The sequence below is a fragment of the Paraburkholderia sp. GAS32 genome (assembly GCF_050434225.1).
GTDB lineage: Bacteria > Pseudomonadota > Gammaproteobacteria > Burkholderiales > Burkholderiaceae > Paraburkholderia > Paraburkholderia madseniana.
This window is the reverse complement of the sequence record NZ_JBNPVS010000006.1, coordinates 36,931-56,549: the sequence shown is the minus strand read 5'-3', so window position 1 is coordinate 56,549 and position 19,619 is coordinate 36,931. Positions and strand designations below refer to the sequence as shown.

General features: G+C 63.3%; 13 protein-coding genes. 9 read left to right on the top strand and 4 right to left on the bottom strand.

From position 1 onward, the window contains the following. Positions 1 to 91 precede the first annotated feature (91 nt). The 5 genes from P3T25_RS09415 (at position 92) to P3T25_RS09395 (ending at position 8,339) form a co-directional block, all read left to right on the top strand. Complete coding sequence (locus tag P3T25_RS09415; RefSeq protein ID WP_429357963.1) at positions 92 to 3,316, top strand: efflux RND transporter permease subunit; 3,225 nt, start codon at positions 92 to 94, stop codon at positions 3,314 to 3,316. A 41-nt stretch (positions 3,317 to 3,357) separates the two neighbouring features. Continuing rightward, a complete protein-coding gene (locus tag P3T25_RS09410; protein WP_154560019.1) occupies positions 3,358 to 4,581 on the top strand; it encodes an efflux RND transporter periplasmic adaptor subunit in 1,224 nt (407 codons plus the stop codon). A 50-nt stretch (positions 4,582 to 4,631) separates the two neighbouring features. Continuing rightward, on the top strand, positions 4,632 to 6,152 hold the full coding sequence (locus tag P3T25_RS09405) for an efflux transporter outer membrane subunit (RefSeq protein WP_429357962.1): 1,521 nt from the start codon (positions 4,632 to 4,634) through the stop codon (positions 6,150 to 6,152). Between the two features lie 79 nt (positions 6,153 to 6,231). Next, the gene (locus P3T25_RS09400; protein WP_007176723.1) at positions 6,232 to 6,918 is read left to right on the top strand and encodes a heavy metal response regulator transcription factor; all 687 of its coding nucleotides are present in this window, start codon (positions 6,232 to 6,234) and stop codon (positions 6,916 to 6,918) included. Continuing rightward, entirely contained in the window at positions 6,915 to 8,339 is a 1,425-nt protein-coding gene (locus P3T25_RS09395; RefSeq protein ID WP_171927522.1) for a heavy metal sensor histidine kinase, read from the top strand. The genes P3T25_RS09400 and P3T25_RS09395 overlap by 4 nt, the downstream gene beginning before the upstream one ends. On the opposite strand, the gene dinB is transcribed toward P3T25_RS09395, so the two are convergent. From dinB to P3T25_RS09375, 4 genes are all read right to left on the bottom strand, one after another. Next, positions 8,336 to 9,502, bottom strand: a complete 1,167-nt coding sequence (gene dinB, locus P3T25_RS09390; protein ID WP_429357961.1) for a DNA polymerase IV — start codon at positions 9,500 to 9,502, stop codon at positions 8,336 to 8,338. The two genes, P3T25_RS09395 and dinB, sit on opposite strands and share 4 nt — an antisense overlap. A gap of 268 nt (positions 9,503 to 9,770) precedes the next feature. Next, entirely contained in the window at positions 9,771 to 10,916 is a 1,146-nt protein-coding gene (locus P3T25_RS09385) for a substrate-binding domain-containing protein (RefSeq protein WP_154560015.1), read from the bottom strand. Between the two features lie 107 nt (positions 10,917 to 11,023). Next, entirely contained in the window at positions 11,024 to 12,025 is a 1,002-nt protein-coding gene (locus tag P3T25_RS09380) for an ABC transporter permease (RefSeq protein ID WP_154560014.1), read from the bottom strand. Beyond that, positions 12,022 to 13,680, bottom strand: a complete 1,659-nt coding sequence (locus tag P3T25_RS09375) for a sugar ABC transporter ATP-binding protein (RefSeq protein ID WP_429357960.1) — start codon at positions 13,678 to 13,680, stop codon at positions 12,022 to 12,024. Before P3T25_RS09375 ends, P3T25_RS09380 begins: the two co-directional genes overlap by 4 nt. Positions 13,681 to 13,930: 250 nt before the next feature. Here P3T25_RS09375 and deoC point away from each other — a divergent pair, with 250 nt between their 5' ends. The 4 genes from deoC to P3T25_RS09355 all read left to right on the top strand — a co-directional run bounded on the left by deoC (position 13,931) and on the right by P3T25_RS09355 (position 19,572). Next, positions 13,931 to 14,941 carry a deoxyribose-phosphate aldolase gene (gene deoC, locus P3T25_RS09370; protein WP_429357959.1) on the top strand — a complete coding sequence of 337 codons (1,011 nt, stop codon included), beginning with the start codon at positions 13,931 to 13,933 and terminating at the stop codon, positions 14,939 to 14,941. A 16-nt stretch (positions 14,942 to 14,957) separates the two neighbouring features. Next, positions 14,958 to 17,351 (top strand): aldehyde dehydrogenase family protein, encoded by a 2,394-nt coding sequence (locus tag P3T25_RS09365; RefSeq protein WP_429357958.1) that lies wholly within the window; start codon positions 14,958 to 14,960, stop codon positions 17,349 to 17,351. Between the two features lie 162 nt (positions 17,352 to 17,513). Beyond that, positions 17,514 to 18,479, top strand: coding sequence for a ribokinase (gene rbsK, locus P3T25_RS09360; RefSeq protein ID WP_429357957.1), 966 nt, complete (start codon positions 17,514 to 17,516; stop codon positions 18,477 to 18,479). Positions 18,480 to 18,513: 34 nt separating this feature from the next. After that, positions 18,514 to 19,572: an ABC transporter permease gene (locus P3T25_RS09355; protein WP_429357956.1), complete on the top strand. Its 1,059-nt coding sequence runs from the start codon at positions 18,514 to 18,516 to the stop codon at positions 19,570 to 19,572. Positions 19,573 to 19,619 lie beyond the last annotated feature (47 nt).

The window sequence follows — 19,619 nt, the reverse complement described above, 5'->3', positions numbered from 1 at the left end:
CCATTTTGGCGCCATGCAGGCGTTGGTGCTATCGATCTAGCATAGGTACGGATTCACCCATCCCTTACCTGCATTCTCTCGGGCGCGTTTCATGTGGATCGTCAACGTTGCGCTTAAGCGGCCATACACGTTCATCGTGATGGCCATTCTGATCTTGCTGGCGACGCCATTCGTGCTGTTGACCACGCCGGTCGACGTGCTGCCGGAGATCAACATTCCGGTGGTCAGCATCATTTGGAATTACACCGGGTTGTCGGCCGAAGACATGGCCAACCGCATCACGTCCGTCAACGAGCGCAGCCTGACCACCACGGTCAATGACATCGAGCACATTGAATCGCAGTCGTTGGCGGGCATCACGATTCTCAAGGTGTTCCTGCAGCCGAACGCAAACATCCAGACCGCGATCGCGCAAACCGTAGCGGTTGAACAGGCGCAGCTCAAGCAGATGCCGCCAGGCGCGACGCCGCCTCTGGTGATCAGCTACTCGGCCTCCAGCATTCCGGTGATCCAGCTCGGCTTGTCGAGCCCGAAGCTCTCCGAGCAGGCACTCAACGACACGGCACTGAACTTCCTGCGCCCGCAACTGGTGACGATTCCCGGCGCGGCCGTACCGTACCCGTACGGCGGCAAATCGCGGTTGATCTCGGTCGACCTCGACACGCGCGCCTTGCTCGCAAAAGGCCTGACGCCTTCGGATGTGGTCAGCGCGTTCAACGCGCAAAACCTGATTCTGCCGACCGGTACGGCCAAGATCGGGCCGAAGGAATACACGATCAATATGAACGGCTCGCCCGCCACGGTGGAAGGGCTCAACGACATTCCTGTGCGCACGCTCAACGGCGCGACGACGTACCTGCGTGAAGTCGCTCACGTGCGCGACGGCTTCTCGCCGCAGACCAATATCGTGCGGCAGGACGGACACCGCGGCGTGCTGATGTCGGTGCTGAAGAACGGCAGCGCGTCGACGCTTTCGATCGTCAATACACTGCAAGGCATTCTGCCGGCCGCGCGCGCCGCGTTGCCGCCGGACTTGAGCATCACGGCTTTGTTCGATCAGTCCGTGTTCGTGAAAGCGGCGGTGCAGGGCGTGGTGCGTGAAGCGCTGGTCGCCGCGGCATTGACCGCCGCGATGATCCTGCTGTTCCTCGGCAATTGGCGCAGCACCTGCATCATCGCGATCTCGATTCCGCTATCGATTCTGTCCTCGCTGATCGCCCTGCACGCGCTCGGGCAAACCATCAACATCATGACGCTGGGCGGCCTTGCACTCGCGGTCGGGATTCTGGTCGACGATGCGACGGTGACGATCGAGAACATCGAACGGCACCTGCAGATGGGCACGAATCTGCACGATGCGATTCTCGACGGCGCCGGCGAAATCGCGATACCGGCGCTCGTCTCGACGCTGTGTATCTGTATCGTGTTCGTGCCGATGTTTTTCCTGACCGGAGTCGCGCGTTATCTGTTCGTGCCGCTTGCCGAAGCGGTGGTGTTCGCGATGCTCGCCTCGTACGTTCTGTCGCGTACGCTGGTGCCGACGCTGGCCATGCTGCTGATGGGCCATGCGCACAAGCCCAAGGCCGATGCCAGGCCGAGTCTGTTCCGGCGCATCTATCTGCGTTTCGATCACGGTTTCGAGCGCATGCGGTCCACCTACATCGTGATTCTCAGCAGCGTGCTGGTGCGGCGCGGCATGTTCGGCAGCCTGTTCCTCGGTTTCTGCGTGGTCTCGATGGGTCTGGTTTTCGTGCTCGGTGAAGACTTCTTTCCGAGCGTCGACGCCGGCGACATTCGTCTCCACATGCGTGCGCCGACAGGTACGCGCATCGAGGAAACCGCGCGTCTCGCGGACGAGGTCGAGAAGGTGATCCGCGAGGTCGTGCCGGCCGACGAACTCGGCACGATCCTCGACAACCTCGGTTTGCCGTATAGCGGTATCAATCTTTCGTATAGCAACGCGGGCACGATCGGCACGCTCGACGGCGAAATTCAGGTGGCCCTGAATCAAGACCACCACCCGACGCAAATCTACATGGACAAACTGCGCGCGATCCTGCCGCAGCGTTTTCCGGGCGTCGAGTTCTTCTTTCAGCCGGCCGACATCGTTACGCAGATTCTCAACTTCGGCTTGCCCGCCGCTGTGGACGTGCAGATTTCCGGCACGGATCAGCAGGGCAACTTCGACGTTGCGCGCAAGCTGCTGAAACAGGTGCGGATGATTCCCGGCACCGTCGACACCCACATTCAGCAGAAACTGGACGAGCCGGCGATCAATCTTCAGATGGATCGCACGCGCCTGCAACAACTCAATCTGAGCGCGAGCAATGTGGCGCAAAATGTACTGATTTCCTTGTCGGGCAGTTCGCAGACTTCGCCGGGTTTCTGGTTCAACAACAAGAACGGTGTCGAATACAGCGTCGCGGTGCAAACGCCGCAGTATCAGATCTCGTCGATCGATGAGTTGTTGCGCACACCCGTCTCGGGTTCGGCCAACGGTCCGACGCAACTGCTCGGCAACCTCGTGCGGGTCGCGCCGCAGAATCAGTTCGCGGTAGTCACGCACTACAACATCAGGCCGGTGATCGACCTGTACGTGAGCGTTGAAAAGCGCGACCTGGGCAGCGTGGCCACTCAGGTCGACAAGCTGGTGAACAACGTGCGGGCCTCGTTGCCGCGCGGTAGCCAGATCACCTTGCGCGGGCAGGTGCAGACCATGCGCAGTTCCTTCTTCGGTCTCGGGATCGGCGTGGCGATGGCCATCGTGCTGGTGTACCTGCTGATCGTGGTGAATTTTCAGTCGTGGGTCGATCCGCTGATCATCATCAGCGCGTTGCCCGCGGCACTGGCGGGCATCGTATGGATGCTGTTCCTGACCGGCACGCACTTGAGCGTGCCTGCCTTGACGGGAGCGATCATGACGATGGGCGTCGCTACCGCCAACAGTATTTTGATGGTGTCGTTCGCGCGCCAGCGGCTCTCCTCTGGTGCGCCGCCGCTCACCGCCGCGCTCGAAGCCGGCGCAAGCCGGATCAGGCCGGTGCTGATGACGGCGTTCGCAATGATCATCGGCATGATTCCGATGGCGTTGGGTCTCGGCGAGGGCGCCGAGCAGAACGCGCCGCTGGGCCGCGCGGTGATCGGTGGTTTGCTGTTCGCCACCGTGTCCACGCTGTTTTTCGTGCCACTGGTGTTCGCGGGCATTCATACCCGCCTCGCGCGGCACCATCGCGACGATGACGACACGGATACCACGGGCGGCCACGGCAACGACGGCCCCGCGCCGGACCACGACGGCGCAGGCAAGCCCGCGTAACGTTCAATGTAAATGACGGCTGACTGAGATGGCTGACTGAGATGACCGAAAAAACCCATGCATCGCTGGCGATTCCCGCGCGAGAGACCGAAGGCGGCCACGCCTTGCCGCCGCGCAATCGCGAATGGAAGCGCGCCAAAATCGCCATCTGGATCGTGCTGGCGCTGCTCGCCGTGGGCGCGTTGCGCACCGTGATCGCGAACGTTCTGCAAAGCCGCTCGGTCGCCGAGACGACGAAGCAGAACGCCACGCAGTATGTGAACGTGGTGAGCCCGACGCAAACGGAGGGAGGTGGCAACACCTTGTTGCCGGGCACGTTGCGCGGCTTTGTCGAGTCGCCGATCTATGCGCGCTCCACCGGTTATCTGCTGCACTGGTACGCCGATATCGGCACGCGCGTGAAGCAGGGGCAGCTGCTCGCCGATCTGGACACGCCTGAGATCGATCAGGAACTCGCACAGTCGTTGGCGCAGCGCGCGCAAACCAGTTCGAGTCTCGGCCTCGCCAAAAGCTCGATGGAACGCTGGCAGCAACTGCGGCAACGCGATGCGGTTTCGCAGCAGGAACTCGACGAACGGACAAGCACCTACACGCAGGACCTGGCCAACCTCGCCGCCGCCGATGCCAACGTGAAACGCCTGCAGCAACTCGAATCGTTCAAGCGCATCGTCGCGCCGTTTTCGGGCGTGGTCACGCAGCGCAATGTCGATGTCGGCGATCTGATCGACGCGGGCAGCGGCACGAGCCGCGCGCTGTTCGCGCTGGCGCAATCGGATCCGTTGCGGGTCTATGTGCAACTGCCGCAGGCGTACGCGCAAAACGTGTCGGTCGGGCAGAACGTGGTGGTGACGCAGGCCGAATTGCCGGGGCAGCAGTTCCACGGCACGATCACGCACATCTCTGGCGCGATCGACGTGCCGACCCGTTCATTGCAAGTCGAAGTGACCTTGCCGAATCCTGACAACAAGCTACGGCCCGGCGCGTATGTCCAGGTGGCCGTGCCGGCGGCAGCCCATGCGCAACTGACGGTGCCCGGCAATGCGCTGCTGTTCCGCGCCGAAGGTCCGCGGCTCGCGGTGGTCGATGCGAATGGCAATGTGGCTTTGCACAAGGTCGTGATCGCGCAGGATTTGGGGCAGTCGCTCGAAATCGAAAGCGGGATCGAGGCGAACGACAAGATCATCATCAACCCAAGTGATTCGATCGCGGACGGCGACCACGTGCGGATCACGCAGCCGCAGAAAAACGGCAAGGGGGCGTCGTGATCGCGAAGCAGGCGGGCGCTTATCGGGCACGAACGACACGAGCGTCACGAATGTCGCTCATGGCGCTGGCGGCCACCGCGAGCGCGGCCTTGCTGGCCGCGTGCACAGTCGGCCCGGATTATCAGCGGCCGCAAGCCGAGGTGCCGCCGACCTGGCAAACCGATTCGTACTGGCGCGTCGCAGCGCCTTCGCATGCGCCGATTTCGCTGGACTGGTGGAGCGCCTTCGGCGATCAGACGCTCGGTACGCTGGAAACGCAGGCGCTCGCGCAGAATCAGACACTGGCCGCGGCGAGCGCACATTACGCGCAGGCCAAAGCGACGCTGGCGAACACCCGTGCGCAGCAGATTCCTGAAGTCGATCTGGGGGCGTCCGGGTCGCGCTTCAGAATTTCGCATGATCGCCCGCTGACCAATTACGGCACGCCGACCACGTCGACGGTACAGAACAACCTGCAACTCGGCCCGACGATCAACTACGACACCGATCTATTCGGCCGGATACGTCGTGAAGTGGAAGGCGCCGCGGCCTCCGCGCAGCAATCGGCCGACGACCTCGCCAACGCACGGCTCGTCCTCACCACCGATCTCGCCACCGACTATTTCTCGCTGCGTGAGCTCGACGCCGAGATCGACGTGCTGAATCAATCGGTGAAACTGCAGCAAAAGGCGCTCGATTACGTCACGACCGAGCACGATCTCGGTTCGGTGTCCGGGCTCGACGTGTTGCAGCAGAAGTCGCTGCTCGATTCGACGCGCGTGCAGGCGCAACTCCTGCTGAATCAGCGCGCGCAGTTTGAACATGCGATTGCCGCCTTGGTCGGCGTGCCCGCGCCGCAATTCGCGATCGAGCCCAAAGTGCTCGACACGCAGGTGCCGGCGATTCCACTCGGTTTGCCGAGCGACGTCTTGCAACGCCGCCCGGATATCGCCTCGGCGGAGCGCGCGATGGCCGCGGCGAACGCGCAGATCGGCGTCGCCAAAGCAGCGTTCTTTCCGAGCCTGACGCTGACGCCGAGCATCGGCTGGGAAAGCGCGCAGTTCGCGAGCCTGTTTGGCGCGCCGACGCTGATGTGGACGCTCGGCGCGACAGTGGGCCAGGTGCTGTTCGACGGCGGCCGCCGTGCGGCGAACGTGCAATTTGCGAGCGAAGGCTACAAGGCCACCGAGGCAAACTATCGGCAAACCGTGCTCAACGCATTCCAGCAGGTGCAGGACGGCATCACGGGCCTCTCCGTTCTGGATGGCGCGTCGAAGCAGTCGCGTGAGGCAGTGACCGATGCGCAGCATCTTCTGGCGCTCGCCAACGACCGTTATTCGGGCGGCCTGGTCGCCTACCTCGACGTCATCACCGCGCAGCAGTCGTTGCTCACCAGCGAGCGTCAGGACGTGCAGATCCACGGCCAGCAGATGACCCTCTCGGTTTCATTGGTGAAGGCGCTGGGCGGCGGCTGGGATGCCGGCACGGACCTGGCGGGCGCACAGCCGCCGAGCAATGCACCGAACACGGCAGACGCAGCGAACACAGCAAACACAGCGGACACGAAGGAGGCGATGGCTCCCGCGAAGTGAGCCGCCCGACAATGACACAGCCAGACAGGAAAAAGGAAAAACGAGGCGTTTCGTATAATGCAGATACAAGGGGACGCGCATGAAATTGCTGATCGTTGAAGACGAGCATAAGGTGGTGGACTACCTGCGCTCCGGTTTGACAGAGCAGGGCTGGGTCGTCGACGTCGCGCTCGATGGCGAAGAGGGCATGCATCTGGCCACCGAATTCGATTACGACGTGATCGTCCTCGACGTCATGCTGCCTAAACGCGACGGCTTCAGCGTGCTGAAGGCGCTGCGCATGCGCAAGTCGACGCCGGTCATCATGCTGACCGCCCGCGATCACGTGAACGACCGTGTGCGGGGTTTGCGCGAAGGCGCCGACGACTACCTCACCAAGCCCTTTTCCTTTCTCGAGCTGGTCGAGCGGCTGCATGCGCTGGCGCGCCGCACGCGTTCGCAGGAGTCGACGCTGATTTCCGTCGGCGATCTGTTCGTCGATCTGATCGGCCGACGCGCCACCCGCGACGGCGTACGGCTTGATCTGACCGCCAAGGAATTCCAGTTGCTGAGCGTGCTGGCGCGCCGGCAAGGCGACATCCTCTCGAAGACCGCCATTACTGAACTCGTGTGGGACGTCAACTTCGACAGCCATACGAACGTGGTCGAAACCGCGATCAAACGATTGCGCGCCAAGCTCGACGGCCCGTTTCCCTCGAAGCTGCTGCACACCGTGCGCGGCATGGGCTACGTGCTCGAAGTGCGTGAAGAGGCAGAGCAATCATGAACCGTTCAATCGCGCGCCGCCTTGCGTTGATGTTCGCACTCGTGGCGCTACTGGTGTTCACGCTGGTCGGCACCGGGCTGTTTCTGGTGCTGCGCACGCAACTCGAACACCATTTGCGCGAATCGCTCGACGATCGCACCGAGATCGCGCGCATCATCGTCTATCACGCGGTGACGCCGGAGAAGTGGCGCATGGCGCGCGAAAAGCTCACGGACATGATGCCGCACGACGGCAGCACCGTGTATGCGGTGTCGAGCACCGATCCGTATTTCCACTATGGCAAGCCCATCGAGGGGCCCGTGGTGTCGAACTGGCCGGGTGGCTACACGAGGGTTTCGCCGATCGGCGGCGGCGCGGACATGCTGACCATCACGGTGACGATACCGGCTTACGGGGCTCGCCCACCTGTGCAATTGCAGGTCGCCGCCAGTTGTTCGCCGAATACCCGCACCATGCGCGTGTTCGGGGCGGCGCTCGCCGCGCTGTCCGCGTTGGGTAGTCTCGCTGTGCTGTTGCTGAGTTACTCGGTGACGCGACTCGGGCTCGCTCCGTTGACGCGTCTGACGCGAGACGCATCCGCTGTGAGCCCGAATAACCGCTCACAGCGTCTGAATACGGCCTCGCTGCCGCTCGAATTGAGCGATCTGGCCAACTCGTTCAACGGCGCGCTCGAACGTCTGGACGGCGCATACGGCCGCCTCGAATCGTTCAACGCGGACGTCGCCCATGAACTGCGTACACCGGTGACGATTCTGATCGGCCAGACCGAAGTGGCGTTGACACGTAACCGTTCGGTCGACGATTTGCGCCATACGCTGCAATCGAATCTCGAAGAGTTCGAACGCATGCGCGCGATTATCAACGACATGCTGTTTCTCGCTCGCGCCGACCAGGGCGAACGCGCGACGGGTCTCGTTGAGGTGTCGCTGGCCGCGGAAGTTGCGCATACGCTGGAATTCCTGGAGATTCCGCTGGAAGAAGCGCGCGTGCATGCGCAGTTGCGCGGCGATGCGGTGGCGCGTGTGAACCGCTCGCTGTTCGGCCGCGCCTGCACGAATCTGCTGATGAACGCGATCCAGCACTGCGCGCCCGGCGCGGCGATTACCGTGACGATCTCGGAAGCAGCGGATCAGTTGCGCGTAGCGGTGGCCAACCCGGGCGAGCCGATCGAGCCGGCCGTGCTCGAACACCTGTTCGACCGGTTCTTTCGCGCGGAAGTGTCTCGCACCAATAGCCGCGAAAACCACGGCCTGGGTCTTGCGATCGTGAAGGCGATTGCCGAGATGCATCGCGGCACGGTGTCGGTGGAAAGCGCGAACGGCGTCAACACGTTTGCGTTTTCGATTGCGGCGTCGAGTGTGGAAGCCAGCCTGCCGGCGGCGCGCACGAAGGCCGGTGTCCCGGCCGAAGCCGCGGGTTAATCGTCACTGGTAAAAGGCAAGTCGGCTTGAACCGGTACGCGCCGCTTCGCCGGTTGCGCGTTGGCCGGCGTCAATGCGCTCACACGCACGCCCAAGAGCCGCAGCTTGCGGTTCAATTCCACCCGTCTCAGACATTCGGTTGCGGCGCGCCGGATCTCGGTGGCATCGGCGGTTGGTTCGTCGAGCGTCAGGTCGCGTGTGACCGTGCGGAAGTCGTCGTAGCGCAGCTTGATGCCCACGGTGCGGCCCACATAGCCCTTCCTCACCAGGTCTTCCGCGACCCGCACGCACAAGCTGGTAAACGAACTGGATAGGGCCGGCCGATCATGACGTGGATGCAGATCACGTTCGAAGGTCGTCTCACGGCTCATCGACTTGGGTTCCGATTCGACCACGACCGGCCGTTCGTCGTAGCCTTGTGCGACCTGCATGAGCCACGCCGAATAGCTGCGCCCGAAGTGATCCTGCAACAAGCCCGCGTCCGCTGCCGCCAGATCGCCGACCGTGGCGAGGCCGAGCGCGGTGAGTTTTTCCGCGGCCTTCGGGCCGATCCCGTTGACCTTGCGCACCGGTAACGGCCAGACGCGCAACGGCACATCCGCGGGTGTGAGGATCGTGAGGCCGTCGGGTTTGTCGAGTTCGGAACCGATCTTCGCCAGCAGCTTGTTCGGCGCCACGCAAATGGAGCAGGTGAGGCCGGTCGCCTGATTGACGGCCTGCTTGATGCGCGCGGCGATCTCACGCGGCTCGCCCGGCAATTCGGTGAGGTCGATATAGATTTCGTCGATGCCGCGGTCTTCGATCCGGTCCGTGAATGCGGCGACCGCTGCTTTGAACAGGCGCGAGTAGTGGCGATACGACTCGAAATCGGTGGGCAGCAGAATCGCGTCCGGCGCGAGCACGGCGGCTTTCATCATGCCCATCGCGGAGAACACGCCGAGCGCGCGGGCTTCATAGGTGGAGGTGGTCACCACGCCGCGGCCGGCATAATCGCGCAGCTTCGCAAAGCGAAGGCTGCCGTCTTCAAGCGTTTGCGGCACAGCATTGCGGCCGCCGCCGATCACCACCGCCTTGCCGCGCAGTTCCGGATAGCGCAAGAGTTCAACGGATGCGTAGAACGCGTCCATGTCCAGGTGCGCGATGTGGCGGCTTGCAGAACTCATGGTTGGCGGAAACGGGTGACGGTGCGGGCAGCGAGCATAACAGTCGATGCGCTTCCCGTGCTGCCCTGTCGTATGGCGGCTTGCTGCGTCGGGTGTCCGCATTCGCACAATCGGCGCGCGGCACGGCGGACTTCAAACCGTAATAGTACCTTGCTCCGCCGGGCCTGGTGTCGCGCCTGAGGGTCTCATAACCCCTCACACGCGGCCATGCTCATCCGGGCGCTGGAATGGCGCCCGGATCACCCATGCCTGGTGTTACCCGCAAGCATCACCCACAAGCCGGTTTGGCTTTCTTGCATGCGTCCGCAAGCTGGGGCGGCGGGTCTTTCTTGAACACCGTCTTATAAGACTCGAGCACGTTCGACTGAACCACCGGTAGAGACTGCACGCCGATCCACGCCGGCGGCGTCTGGCCGATCAGCGCCTTCATCATCGCCGTGGCTTCGGCCACGCCTTGATCATACGGGCGTTGCGAGCCGGTTGCCTTGAGCGGTCCACCCTTGGCGATCTCGATAGCGGATTGAAGGCCCAGGTCGACCGTCGTGACGGGAATGGTCACACCTTGCGCACGCATTGAAGTCAGCGTGTCGAGCGCCGGTTGATCCCAGACGGCGAACAGCCCCTTGACGTCCGGATTCCCGGTGAGGAAATCGCCAGCGATCTGGCCCACTTTCGACGGATCCGTAAACGCGACCTGTTTGACCTTGATGTCCGGACGATTCTTCTTGATCCAGTCGTTGACGGCCTTGGTGCGTTCCGTCGTGCTGAAGTAATCCACGCCGAAATTCACCAGCCCGATCGTGGCACCCTGCGGGACGCACGAAGCGAGCACTTTCGCCGCGATCTGGCCGTTGCCTTCGCTGTCGGCGGAAATCATCGACGCGTATTGTTCAGGATGCTTGAGGCCAGTCGGCACGTTGTCCATGAACACGAGTTTGATCCCGGCCTCGGACACTTTCTTGTAGGTGGCGGCCGTGGCCGTCCCGTCGACCGGAATGGAGATGATGCCGTCCGGGTGACGCTGGATGGTGTTCTCGATATCCGCGATCTGCTTGTCGACCTGGTATTCCGCCGAAGCCGTGCCGATCACTTCCACGCCGTATTTTTTGAGGGTGTCCGTGATGCCTTGCACCTGCAGTTGCGACCAGTCGAGATTCATGGTCTGCATCGAAATGCCGACCTTGAACTTGCCTGCCTTGATTTTGGCGATGTCGGCGTCGCTCAGCTTCACGGCATCCACCGAGGCCGCTTTTTCGCCGTTCGGCCCTTGTCCGACAATCGTCTTCGGTCCGATCGAACCGGCCGGCAGGCTGGTCACGCATTGCGCGTAGGCGCCCGACGACGCCAGCGCCACGACGGCCGCCGCCGCCATGAGAGTGGGTAGAACACTTCCTGAGCCACGACGATGTTTCATGATTCTTCTCCGTTGGTCTTCATGTTTGTGTTACGTCTCCTGCCATTCACGAACAACGCGGGCACGTGACATCTCGCGTGATCGACGTGCTTTCCTTATTTCCCTGGTTACTTCCTGGTAAAGGCCACAGCCGCGACGATGATGGCGCCCTTGATCACCAGTTGCAGCGACGAACTGACGCCCAGCAGGACCAGCCCGTTATTGAGCGTGCCGATGATGAGACTGCCGAGCAGCGTTCCAAGTACGAAACCGCGGCCGCCGAACAGGCTGCAACCGCCCAGCGTCACGGAAGCAATCACATCGAGCTCCAGCCCTTGCACGACATCGGGCCGCGCCGCATGCGAGCGCGCGGCGAGCACGAGCGCGGCGAGCCCGGCCAGCGCGCCGGTGAGAATGAAGGCGAGGGTGGTCACGCGTCGCGTGTTGATGCCGGAGTAGAGCGCCGCAGTCGGATTGCCGCCGGCCGCATAAATCTGCCGACCGAACACGCTGTAATGCAGCAGCAGGATGCCGGCGATCACGGTCAGCACCGTCCAGATGATCGGCACCGGCACACCGGCAATGTCGCCCTCGCCGAAGATCGAGATGAATGAGTCGTTAGTGATGATCTCGGGCCGCGTTGTCGTCACCATCAGGGCGAGTCCGCGTGCCGCGCTCAAGGTGCCGAGCGTCACGAGGAACGAGGGAATGTTCAGCCGCGTGGTCACGACGCCATTGATCGCGCCGACGATTGCGCCGGTGCCGATGCCGGCAATCGCGCCGATGATCCAGCTATCGCCGACATGCGCCATGGCGAGCGCCGCGGACATGCCCGACAGTGCCAATGTCGACCCCACGGACAGATCGATCTGCCGCGCAATGATCACGAAGGTCATGCCGATCGCGACGATCGACACCAGTGCGGTCTGCCGGCCGATATTCAGGAAGTTGTCGATGGAGAGAAACCACGGCGAGGCGAAGCTGAACACCACCAGCAGGATCGCGAACGCGCCGTAGAGCGCATAGGGCCGGTCGCCTTGCAGGAGGAGTTGCGCGAGGCGCCGCATACGGCTCTTCTGCGGTGGCGATGCCTGCCGTTTAGCCGTCAGCGGCGAGACGGAGTCGTTCATTTTGTGTGCGCCCCGAAGGAAGTCCCCTTGGGGGACTCGAAGGAAGTCCCCTCGGGGGACTCGATGGAAGAACGGGACAGTTGGATCAGGTGATGAAGCGCTTCGGCGTTGGCGAGTTCGGCGCGCTCGACGGTCTTGACGATAGCGCCGTCCGCGACGATCGAAATCCGGCCGCACAGGCGCAGCAGTTCATCGAGGTCCGAGGACACGACGAGCACGGCGGTGCCCGCTCGCGCGGCGTCATGGACCACGCCGTAGATCTCCTCGCGTGCACCGACGTCGACGCCGACAGTCGGTTCGTCGAGTAAAAGAAGCGTGGGGCGCGGATGGTTCCACTTGGCAAAGACCACTTTCTGCTGGTTGCCGCCGGATAAAAACTTGACCGCGGTCGAGGAGCCGGGGGCCTTGACGGCCAGCTCTTTCATCGAGCGCTTCGCCTGGTTGACGGCCGCCTGGCTGCGCAGCCATCCCCAGCGAGAAAATTGCGGCAATCGCGGCAAGGTCAGGTTGCGTTCGATCGAATGATCGAGGACGAGCCCTTCGAGATGACGATCCTCCGGCACCAGCGCTACGCCGAGCTGGATGGCTTCTGCAGGCGTGATACGCGAGCGGGATTGACCGCCGATCTCGATGGCGCCTGCGTCGATCCTGCGAATGCCAAAGATGGTTTGCAGAATTTCCGTGCGCCCGCTGCCGATCAATCCCGCGAGCCCGTGGATCTCGCCAGGACGAACCGTGAGGTCGACGTCGTGAAGCCTGTCATTGCTCACGTTCGACAACTTGAGAACGGGGACAGTGGGGGCATTGGGCGTGGCCGATGTTTGCGGTCCGACAGCGGATTCATCGCCGGCAGCACCGACAGCCGTCCTCTCCCGCGCCTGCAACGCGGCATGACCGAGACCGACGATCGCCGCGACCAGCTCTTTCATATCGGTTTCCGCCGTCGAGAACGTGCCGGCATTGGCGCCATCGCGGAACACGGTGACGCGCTGCGAAATCCGAAACACCTCATTTAACCGATGCGTCACGTAGATCACGCCCACGCCGCGGTTCGTGACCGCGCGAATCGCGTCGAACAGAATCTGCTCTTCACCGCCCGTCAGTGCCGACGTGGGTTCGTCGAGGATCAGAACCCGCACGTCGCCCATTAGCGCTTTGCAGATCTCGGTCATTTGCCGGTACGCGAACGGCAATGCGCCAACGGCGGTGCGCGGGTCGAGCGGGATGCCGTGCGAGCGGAGAAACTCGCTGACCGTTGCCATGAGCTGGCGGTTTTTCACAAAGCCGAGACGTGTGCGAGGCTCGCGCCCCAGCATCAGATTGGCGCCGACCGACAGCGATTCGACGAGGCTCAGATCCTGGTAGACCACGGCAACACCCGCCTCGCGCGATCGCGCCGGTGAGTCGAATGCCACTTTCTGGCCATCGATCTCGATGACGCCGTCGTCGTAGGTGTGAACGCCGCTGAGAATCTTGATTAGCGTGGATTTGCCCGCGCCGTTTTCGCCGAGCAAGGCGTGCACTTCGCCGCGCAACACGTCAAGGCTGACGCCGCGCAGCGCCTGCACGCCGCCAAATCGCTTGGTGACGCCCGCAACACGGATCAATGGAACCTGAGGCGATGACGCGGCCGCGACCGCAACCGGCTCACTCATCTGGCATGTCTCCTTCGTCAAGACGACGACATTCTTTTCTTTGTATGGTGCTATCGGCCAAAGCCGAGTTGTGATCTTCGCATCATGAATATGGTGCGTCAATAACATTGGCGGCGCTGACAGGGCTTAGATGCCTGCTTATGTGATGATTGAATCGGAAAGCTTGTTATGATTCTATCAATCGTTGTAGCATAAGTGGGAACAAATTGTCGGCGGCCGTTGTGCGCCGCATCAAATTTTCGGATGTCTTATGCCTGAAGCCCCTGTGCTTTCTTCTTCGGTCGTCGCGCTGCGCGGCGGTCCGCTCATTCACCCGGCGCGCAACCCGGGCATGCCGTTCGACGCGTCCTGGCTGGACGGCTTGCGCGTCAACCAGTCGGCGGTCGAACGGCGTACGGCAACGCTTGCCACGCGCCGTACCGTCAAGAAAGATGCGCAGGCCGCCTGGCTGCTGAAGGCCGTCACCTGCATCGACCTCACCACGCTCAACGGCGACGACACCGAAGGCCGCGTGCGCCGCCTGTGCGCGAAGGCGCGCCAACCCGTGCGGGCCGATCTGCTCGAAGCGCTCGGTATCGTGCCGCAAGGCATTACGACGGGGGCGGTCTGCGTCTATCACCGTTTCGTCGCGGCGGCGGTGGACGCGCTGCAGGGCAGCGGCATTCCGGTCGCGGCAGTATCGACAGGGTTTCCCGCCGGGCTGATTCCGCATCCATTGAAGCTGAAAGAGATCGAGGCTTCGGTCGCGGATGGGGCGCAGGAAATCGACATCGTTGTCACGCGTGAATATGTGCTGACCGGCAACTGGCAGGCGCTGTACGACGAAGTGCGCGACTTCCGCGCGGCCTGCGGCCCGGCGCACCTGAAGACGATTCTGGCGACCGGCGACATCCGCACGCTCTCTAACGTGGCGCGCGCCTCGATGGTCTGCATGATGGCCGGCGCCGACTTCATCAAGACGTCGACCGGCAAAGAAGGCGTCAACGCCACGCTGGATGTTTCGCTGGTGATGGTGCGCATGATTCGCGAGTACCAGGAGCGCACTGGCGTGCCGATCGGCTTCAAACCGGCGGGCGGCGTGTCGAGCGCGAAGTCGGTGCTGTCCTATCAGATCCTCATGAAGGAAGAGCTCGGCCGCCCGTGGCTCGAGCCGGAACTGTTCCGTATCGGCGCCTCGAGCCTGCTGGCCGATATCGAACGCCAGCTCGAACATCACGTGAGCGGTCGTTACTCCGCTTTCAACCGTCACCCCGTAGCCTGAACAGAAGATCGATCCCATGAGCGTAGCCGAGTATTTTTCATCGATGGAGTACGGTCCCGCACCCGAGGACGATCAGCCCGCGTGCGCCTGGCTCGCGCAGCATGAGGCGCGCTTCGGGCATTTCATCGGCGGGGCGTGGCATGCGCCCGCCGCCGGCGAACACTTCGTTTCGCACGCACCCGCCACGGGCGGGCGGCTCGCCGAGGTCGCCCAGGGCGATGCGGCCGACGTCGACGCGGCGGTAGCGGCCGCACGTGCCGCGCAGCCGGGCTGGCTCGCGCTTGGCGGCGCCGGACGGGCGCGGCATCTGTATGCGCTCGCGCGCATGGTCCAGCGTCATAGCCGCCTCTTTGCCGTGCTGGAAGCGCTCGACAACGGCAAGCCGATCCGCGAGACACGCGATATCGACGTGCCGCTCGTCGCGCGGCACTTCCTGCATCACGCGGGTTGGGCGCAGTTGCAGGAGAGCGAATTCGCCGATTACGCGCCACTCGGTGTGGTCGGGCAGATCGTGCCGTGGAATTTTCCGCTGCTGATGCTCGCATGGAAGATCGCACCGGCGATTGCAACAGGCAACTGCGTCGTATTGAAGCCGGCTGAATACACGCCGCTCACCGCGTTGCTGTTCGCCGAACTCGCTCATCGAGCGGGTTTGCCGGCGGGCGTGCTGAACGTCGTCACCGGTGATGGTCGCACCGGCGCGGCGCTCGTCGAACATCCGCGGGTGGACAAGATCGCATTTACGGGTTCGACGGAAGTCGGGCGCCTGATTCGCGCGGCTACGGCCGGCACGTGCAAATCGCTGACGCTCGAACTCGGTGGCAAGTCGCCTTTCATCGTGTTCGACGACGCCGATCTCGACGGCGCAGTCGAAGGTGTCGTCGACGCGATCTGGTTCAACCAGGGGCAGGTCTGCTGCGCGGGCTCGCGACTGCTCGTGCAGGAGGGGATCGAAGCGCGCTTCATCGCGAAGCTGAAGCGCCGCATGGAAACGCTGCGCGTCGGCACGTCGCTCGATAAGAGTATCGATATCGGTGCGATCGTCGATCCGGTGCAGCTCGAACGTATCGAGTCGTTGGTGGAAACCGGGCGGCGCGAAGGTTGTGCGGTGTGGCAGTCGCCCGATACGACGATGCCCACCGGCGGCTGCTTCTATCCGCCCACGCTCGTCACCGGCGTCGCGCCGGCGTCTACTCTCGCGCAGGAAGAAATCTTCGGACCGGTGCTGGTCACGATGAGCTTTCGCACGCCGGATGAAGCGATTGCGCTCGCCAACAATTCGCGCTACGGACTCGCCGCGAGCGTGTGGAGTGAAACCATCGGCCGCGCGCTCGATATCGCGCCGCGCCTCGCGTGCGGTGTCGTATGGATCAACGCGACCAATCTGTTCGACGCGGCGGTCGGCTTCGGTGGGTACCGCGAGTCGGGCTATGGTCGCGAAGGCGGCCGTGAGGGCATCTACGAATATCTGAAACCGCGAGCGTGGCTCAATCTTGCTGTCCGTCAGGCCGCGCGCGCTGAACAGACGGCAGGCGCAGGCGAGCGCGATCCGTTGTCGAACGTCACGCTGATCGACCGCACCGCGAAGCTCTTTATCGGCGGCAAGCAGGTGCGTCCGGACAGCGGCTATTCGTTCCCGGTTCACGCACCGGATGGGACGCTGGTCGGTGAAGTGGGCGAGGGCAACCGCAAGGACATCCGCAACGCGGTCGAAGCGGCGCGCGCGGCTCAGAAGTGGTCGCAGGCGAGCACGCACAATCGTGCTCAGGTTCTGTTCTATCTCGCGGAGAACCTGGCCATTCGCGCGGACGAGTTCGCGCGGCAACTCGTGACGAGAAACGGTGCGACGGAAGCGGCAGCGCATGCGGAAGTCGAGGCGGCGGTAGCGCGTCTCTTCACTTACGCGGCGTGGGCCGACAAGTTCGACGGCGCCGTGCATACGCCGCCGCTGCGCGGCGTCGCGCTGGCCATGCATGAGCCGCTCGGCGTGATCGGCATTGCCTGTCCGGACGAAGCGCCGTTGCTCGGTTTCGTGTCGCTGGCGGCGCCCGCGCTGGCCATGGGCAATCGTGTGGTGGTGCTGCCGAGCGCGGCGTGTCCGCTCACGGTGACTGACTTTTATCAGGTAGCCGAAACCTCGGATGTGCCGGCCGGTGTGCTGAACATCGTCACGGGTGAACGTAGCGCGCTGCTGCCGGCGCTCGCCAAACACGACGACGTCGATGCCGTCTGGTGTTTCGGCAACGCGGCGGATTCGACGCTGGTCGAGCGCGAGTCGGTCGGTAATCTGAAGCGTACCTTTGTCGATCACGGCCGCCAGTTCGACTGGTTCGACCGTTCGAGCGAAGGCCGGCCGTTTTTGCGTCAGGCCGTGCAGGTGAAGAACATCTGGATACCGTACGGAGACTGATTGAAAGTCGGCGCTTACGCCTGAACACCCTGCACGCCAACCAGAAAATGGAGGAGACAACGTGCTGAAGCATCTGGATCTGCAATTGAACACGGCGGCGCTGCGCGCAACGCATACCCCGCACGCATGCTTCACGATCAACGCGCCTCAAGGGGAACGCGAATGAACACGTCTTTGCAACGAAACGGGCGTGTCGTCATTCTCGGCATCTACGTCACCGATCTGACGTTTCGCGCCGGGCGGATGCCGCTGATCGGCGAGACGATTGCCGGCACGGCGTTCGCGATGGGGCCGGGCGGCAAGGGCTCAAATCAGGCGGTGGCGGCGGCGCGCGCCGGCGCTGAAGTGGTGTTCTGCACGCGCATCGGCAACGATGCGTTCGGCGAGATTGCGCGCGCCACATGGGCCGCTGAAGGCATTACGGCACGCGCCTCCGTGGTCGAGGGCGTGTCCACGGGCGCCGCGCATATCTTCGTCGACGACAACACCGGTATGAACGCGATCATCGTCGCCTCCGGCGCGGCCGGGACGATGGAAGCAGCCGACGTCGACGCGATCGAAGCCGATATCGCCGCCGCGCGCGTATTTGTCACGCAGCTCGAACAGCCGCTTGCTGCCGCGCGTCGCGGGCTCGAAGTGGCGCGCCGGCACGGCGTCATCACCGTGTTCAATCCGGCGCCCGCCTTGCCGCTCGACGACGACATCTTTCCGTTGTGCGACTACATCACCCCGAACGAAACCGAGGCCACTGCGCTCACCGGCGTGCCGATCGCGAATGCCGACGACGCGCGCCGTGCCGCCGACGTACTGCTTGCCAAAGGTGTCGGCGCGGTGATCGTCACACTGGGGGAAGGCGGTGCGCTGCTGCACTCGGCAACTCAATCGATACTCGTGCCGGCCTATCAATGCGGCCGCGTGGTGGAGACCGCCGGCGCCGGCGACGGCTTCACGGGCGGCTTCGCGGCGGCCCTCGCACGTGGCGACGACGCCGTCTCGGCGCTGCGCTTCGGCTGCGCGCTCGCGGGCATTTCCGTCACGCGTCCGGGCACGGCGCCTTCCATGCCGACGCTCGACGAAGTGAACCGCGTGTTGAGCCAGCCGGCCGAGGCCGCCTCGCCATTGTCCTGACCGTTCGCGAAGACTGAAGGAGATCGTGCTGACCATGAAGTCCTCGTTCACCGCTGGAAAAATGTTCGGCGACCGGCAACTGAATTTTCTGCTGATCGTCAATGTACTCGTCGTGCTGGTCGCGACGTGGCTTTCGCACGGGCAATTCGTCGACATCGACAACCTGCAGTCGATGGGCGGGCAGTTGCCCGAACTCGGCTTGTTGGCGCTGGGCATCATGTTGTCGATGGTGTCGGGCAACGGCGGGATCGACCTGTCAGGCGTCGGGCTCGCGAACCTGTCCGGGATGGTTGCCGCGCTCGTCGTGCCGCGCTTCGTCAACGGCGACGATTCGCCGGTGCTCTACACGTCGCTCTTCTGCGCGCTCGTCGTGGCGATGGGACTGCTCGGCGGCCTCCTGAACGGCGTGGTGATCGCGCGCCTGCGGCTCACGCCGATTCTCTGCACGCTCGGCACGCAGTTGCTGTTCACGGGCTTTGCCGTGGTGCTCAGCAACGGCGCCTCGGTGCATGTCGACTATGTCGACCCGTTGTCGAATATCGGCAACGGTACCGTGTTTCAGGTGCCGATCGCATTCTGTATCTTTATCGCGGCCGTGGTCGTGCTCGGCTGGTTGCTCAGACGCAGCCCGTTCGGCCTGCGTCTCTATCTGATGGGCACCAACCCCAAAGCGGCGTTCTACGCGGGCATTCCGCGCGCGCGGATGCTGATCATGACTTATGCGATGTGCGGCGTGCTTGCGTCGCTCGCAGGTTTGATCAGCGCGACCCATACGTCCAGTGCGAAATGGGACTACGGCAACTCCTATCTGCTGATCGCCATCCTGATCGCGGTGATGGGTGGCGTGAATCCCGCCGGCGGCCACGGCCGCATCATCTGCGTGTTCTTTGCCTCAACGGTGCTGCAGTTCCTCTCGAGTCTGTTCAATCTGCTGGGCGTATCGCAGTTTTTCGGCGATTGCGCGTGGGGATTTTTGTTGTTGCTGTCGCTCGCGTTCGCTGGCGGCGAGCGAGTGCGCGCGATCTTCGGTTTTGGCGGCGGTGGCGGTGGAAGTGCTAGTGCCGCAAGCTCCGGCTCAGTCCCGAAACGTTAGCGCGTCAAACAGACTTAGCAGGCACAACCCGGGTTTCAGTACGCGGC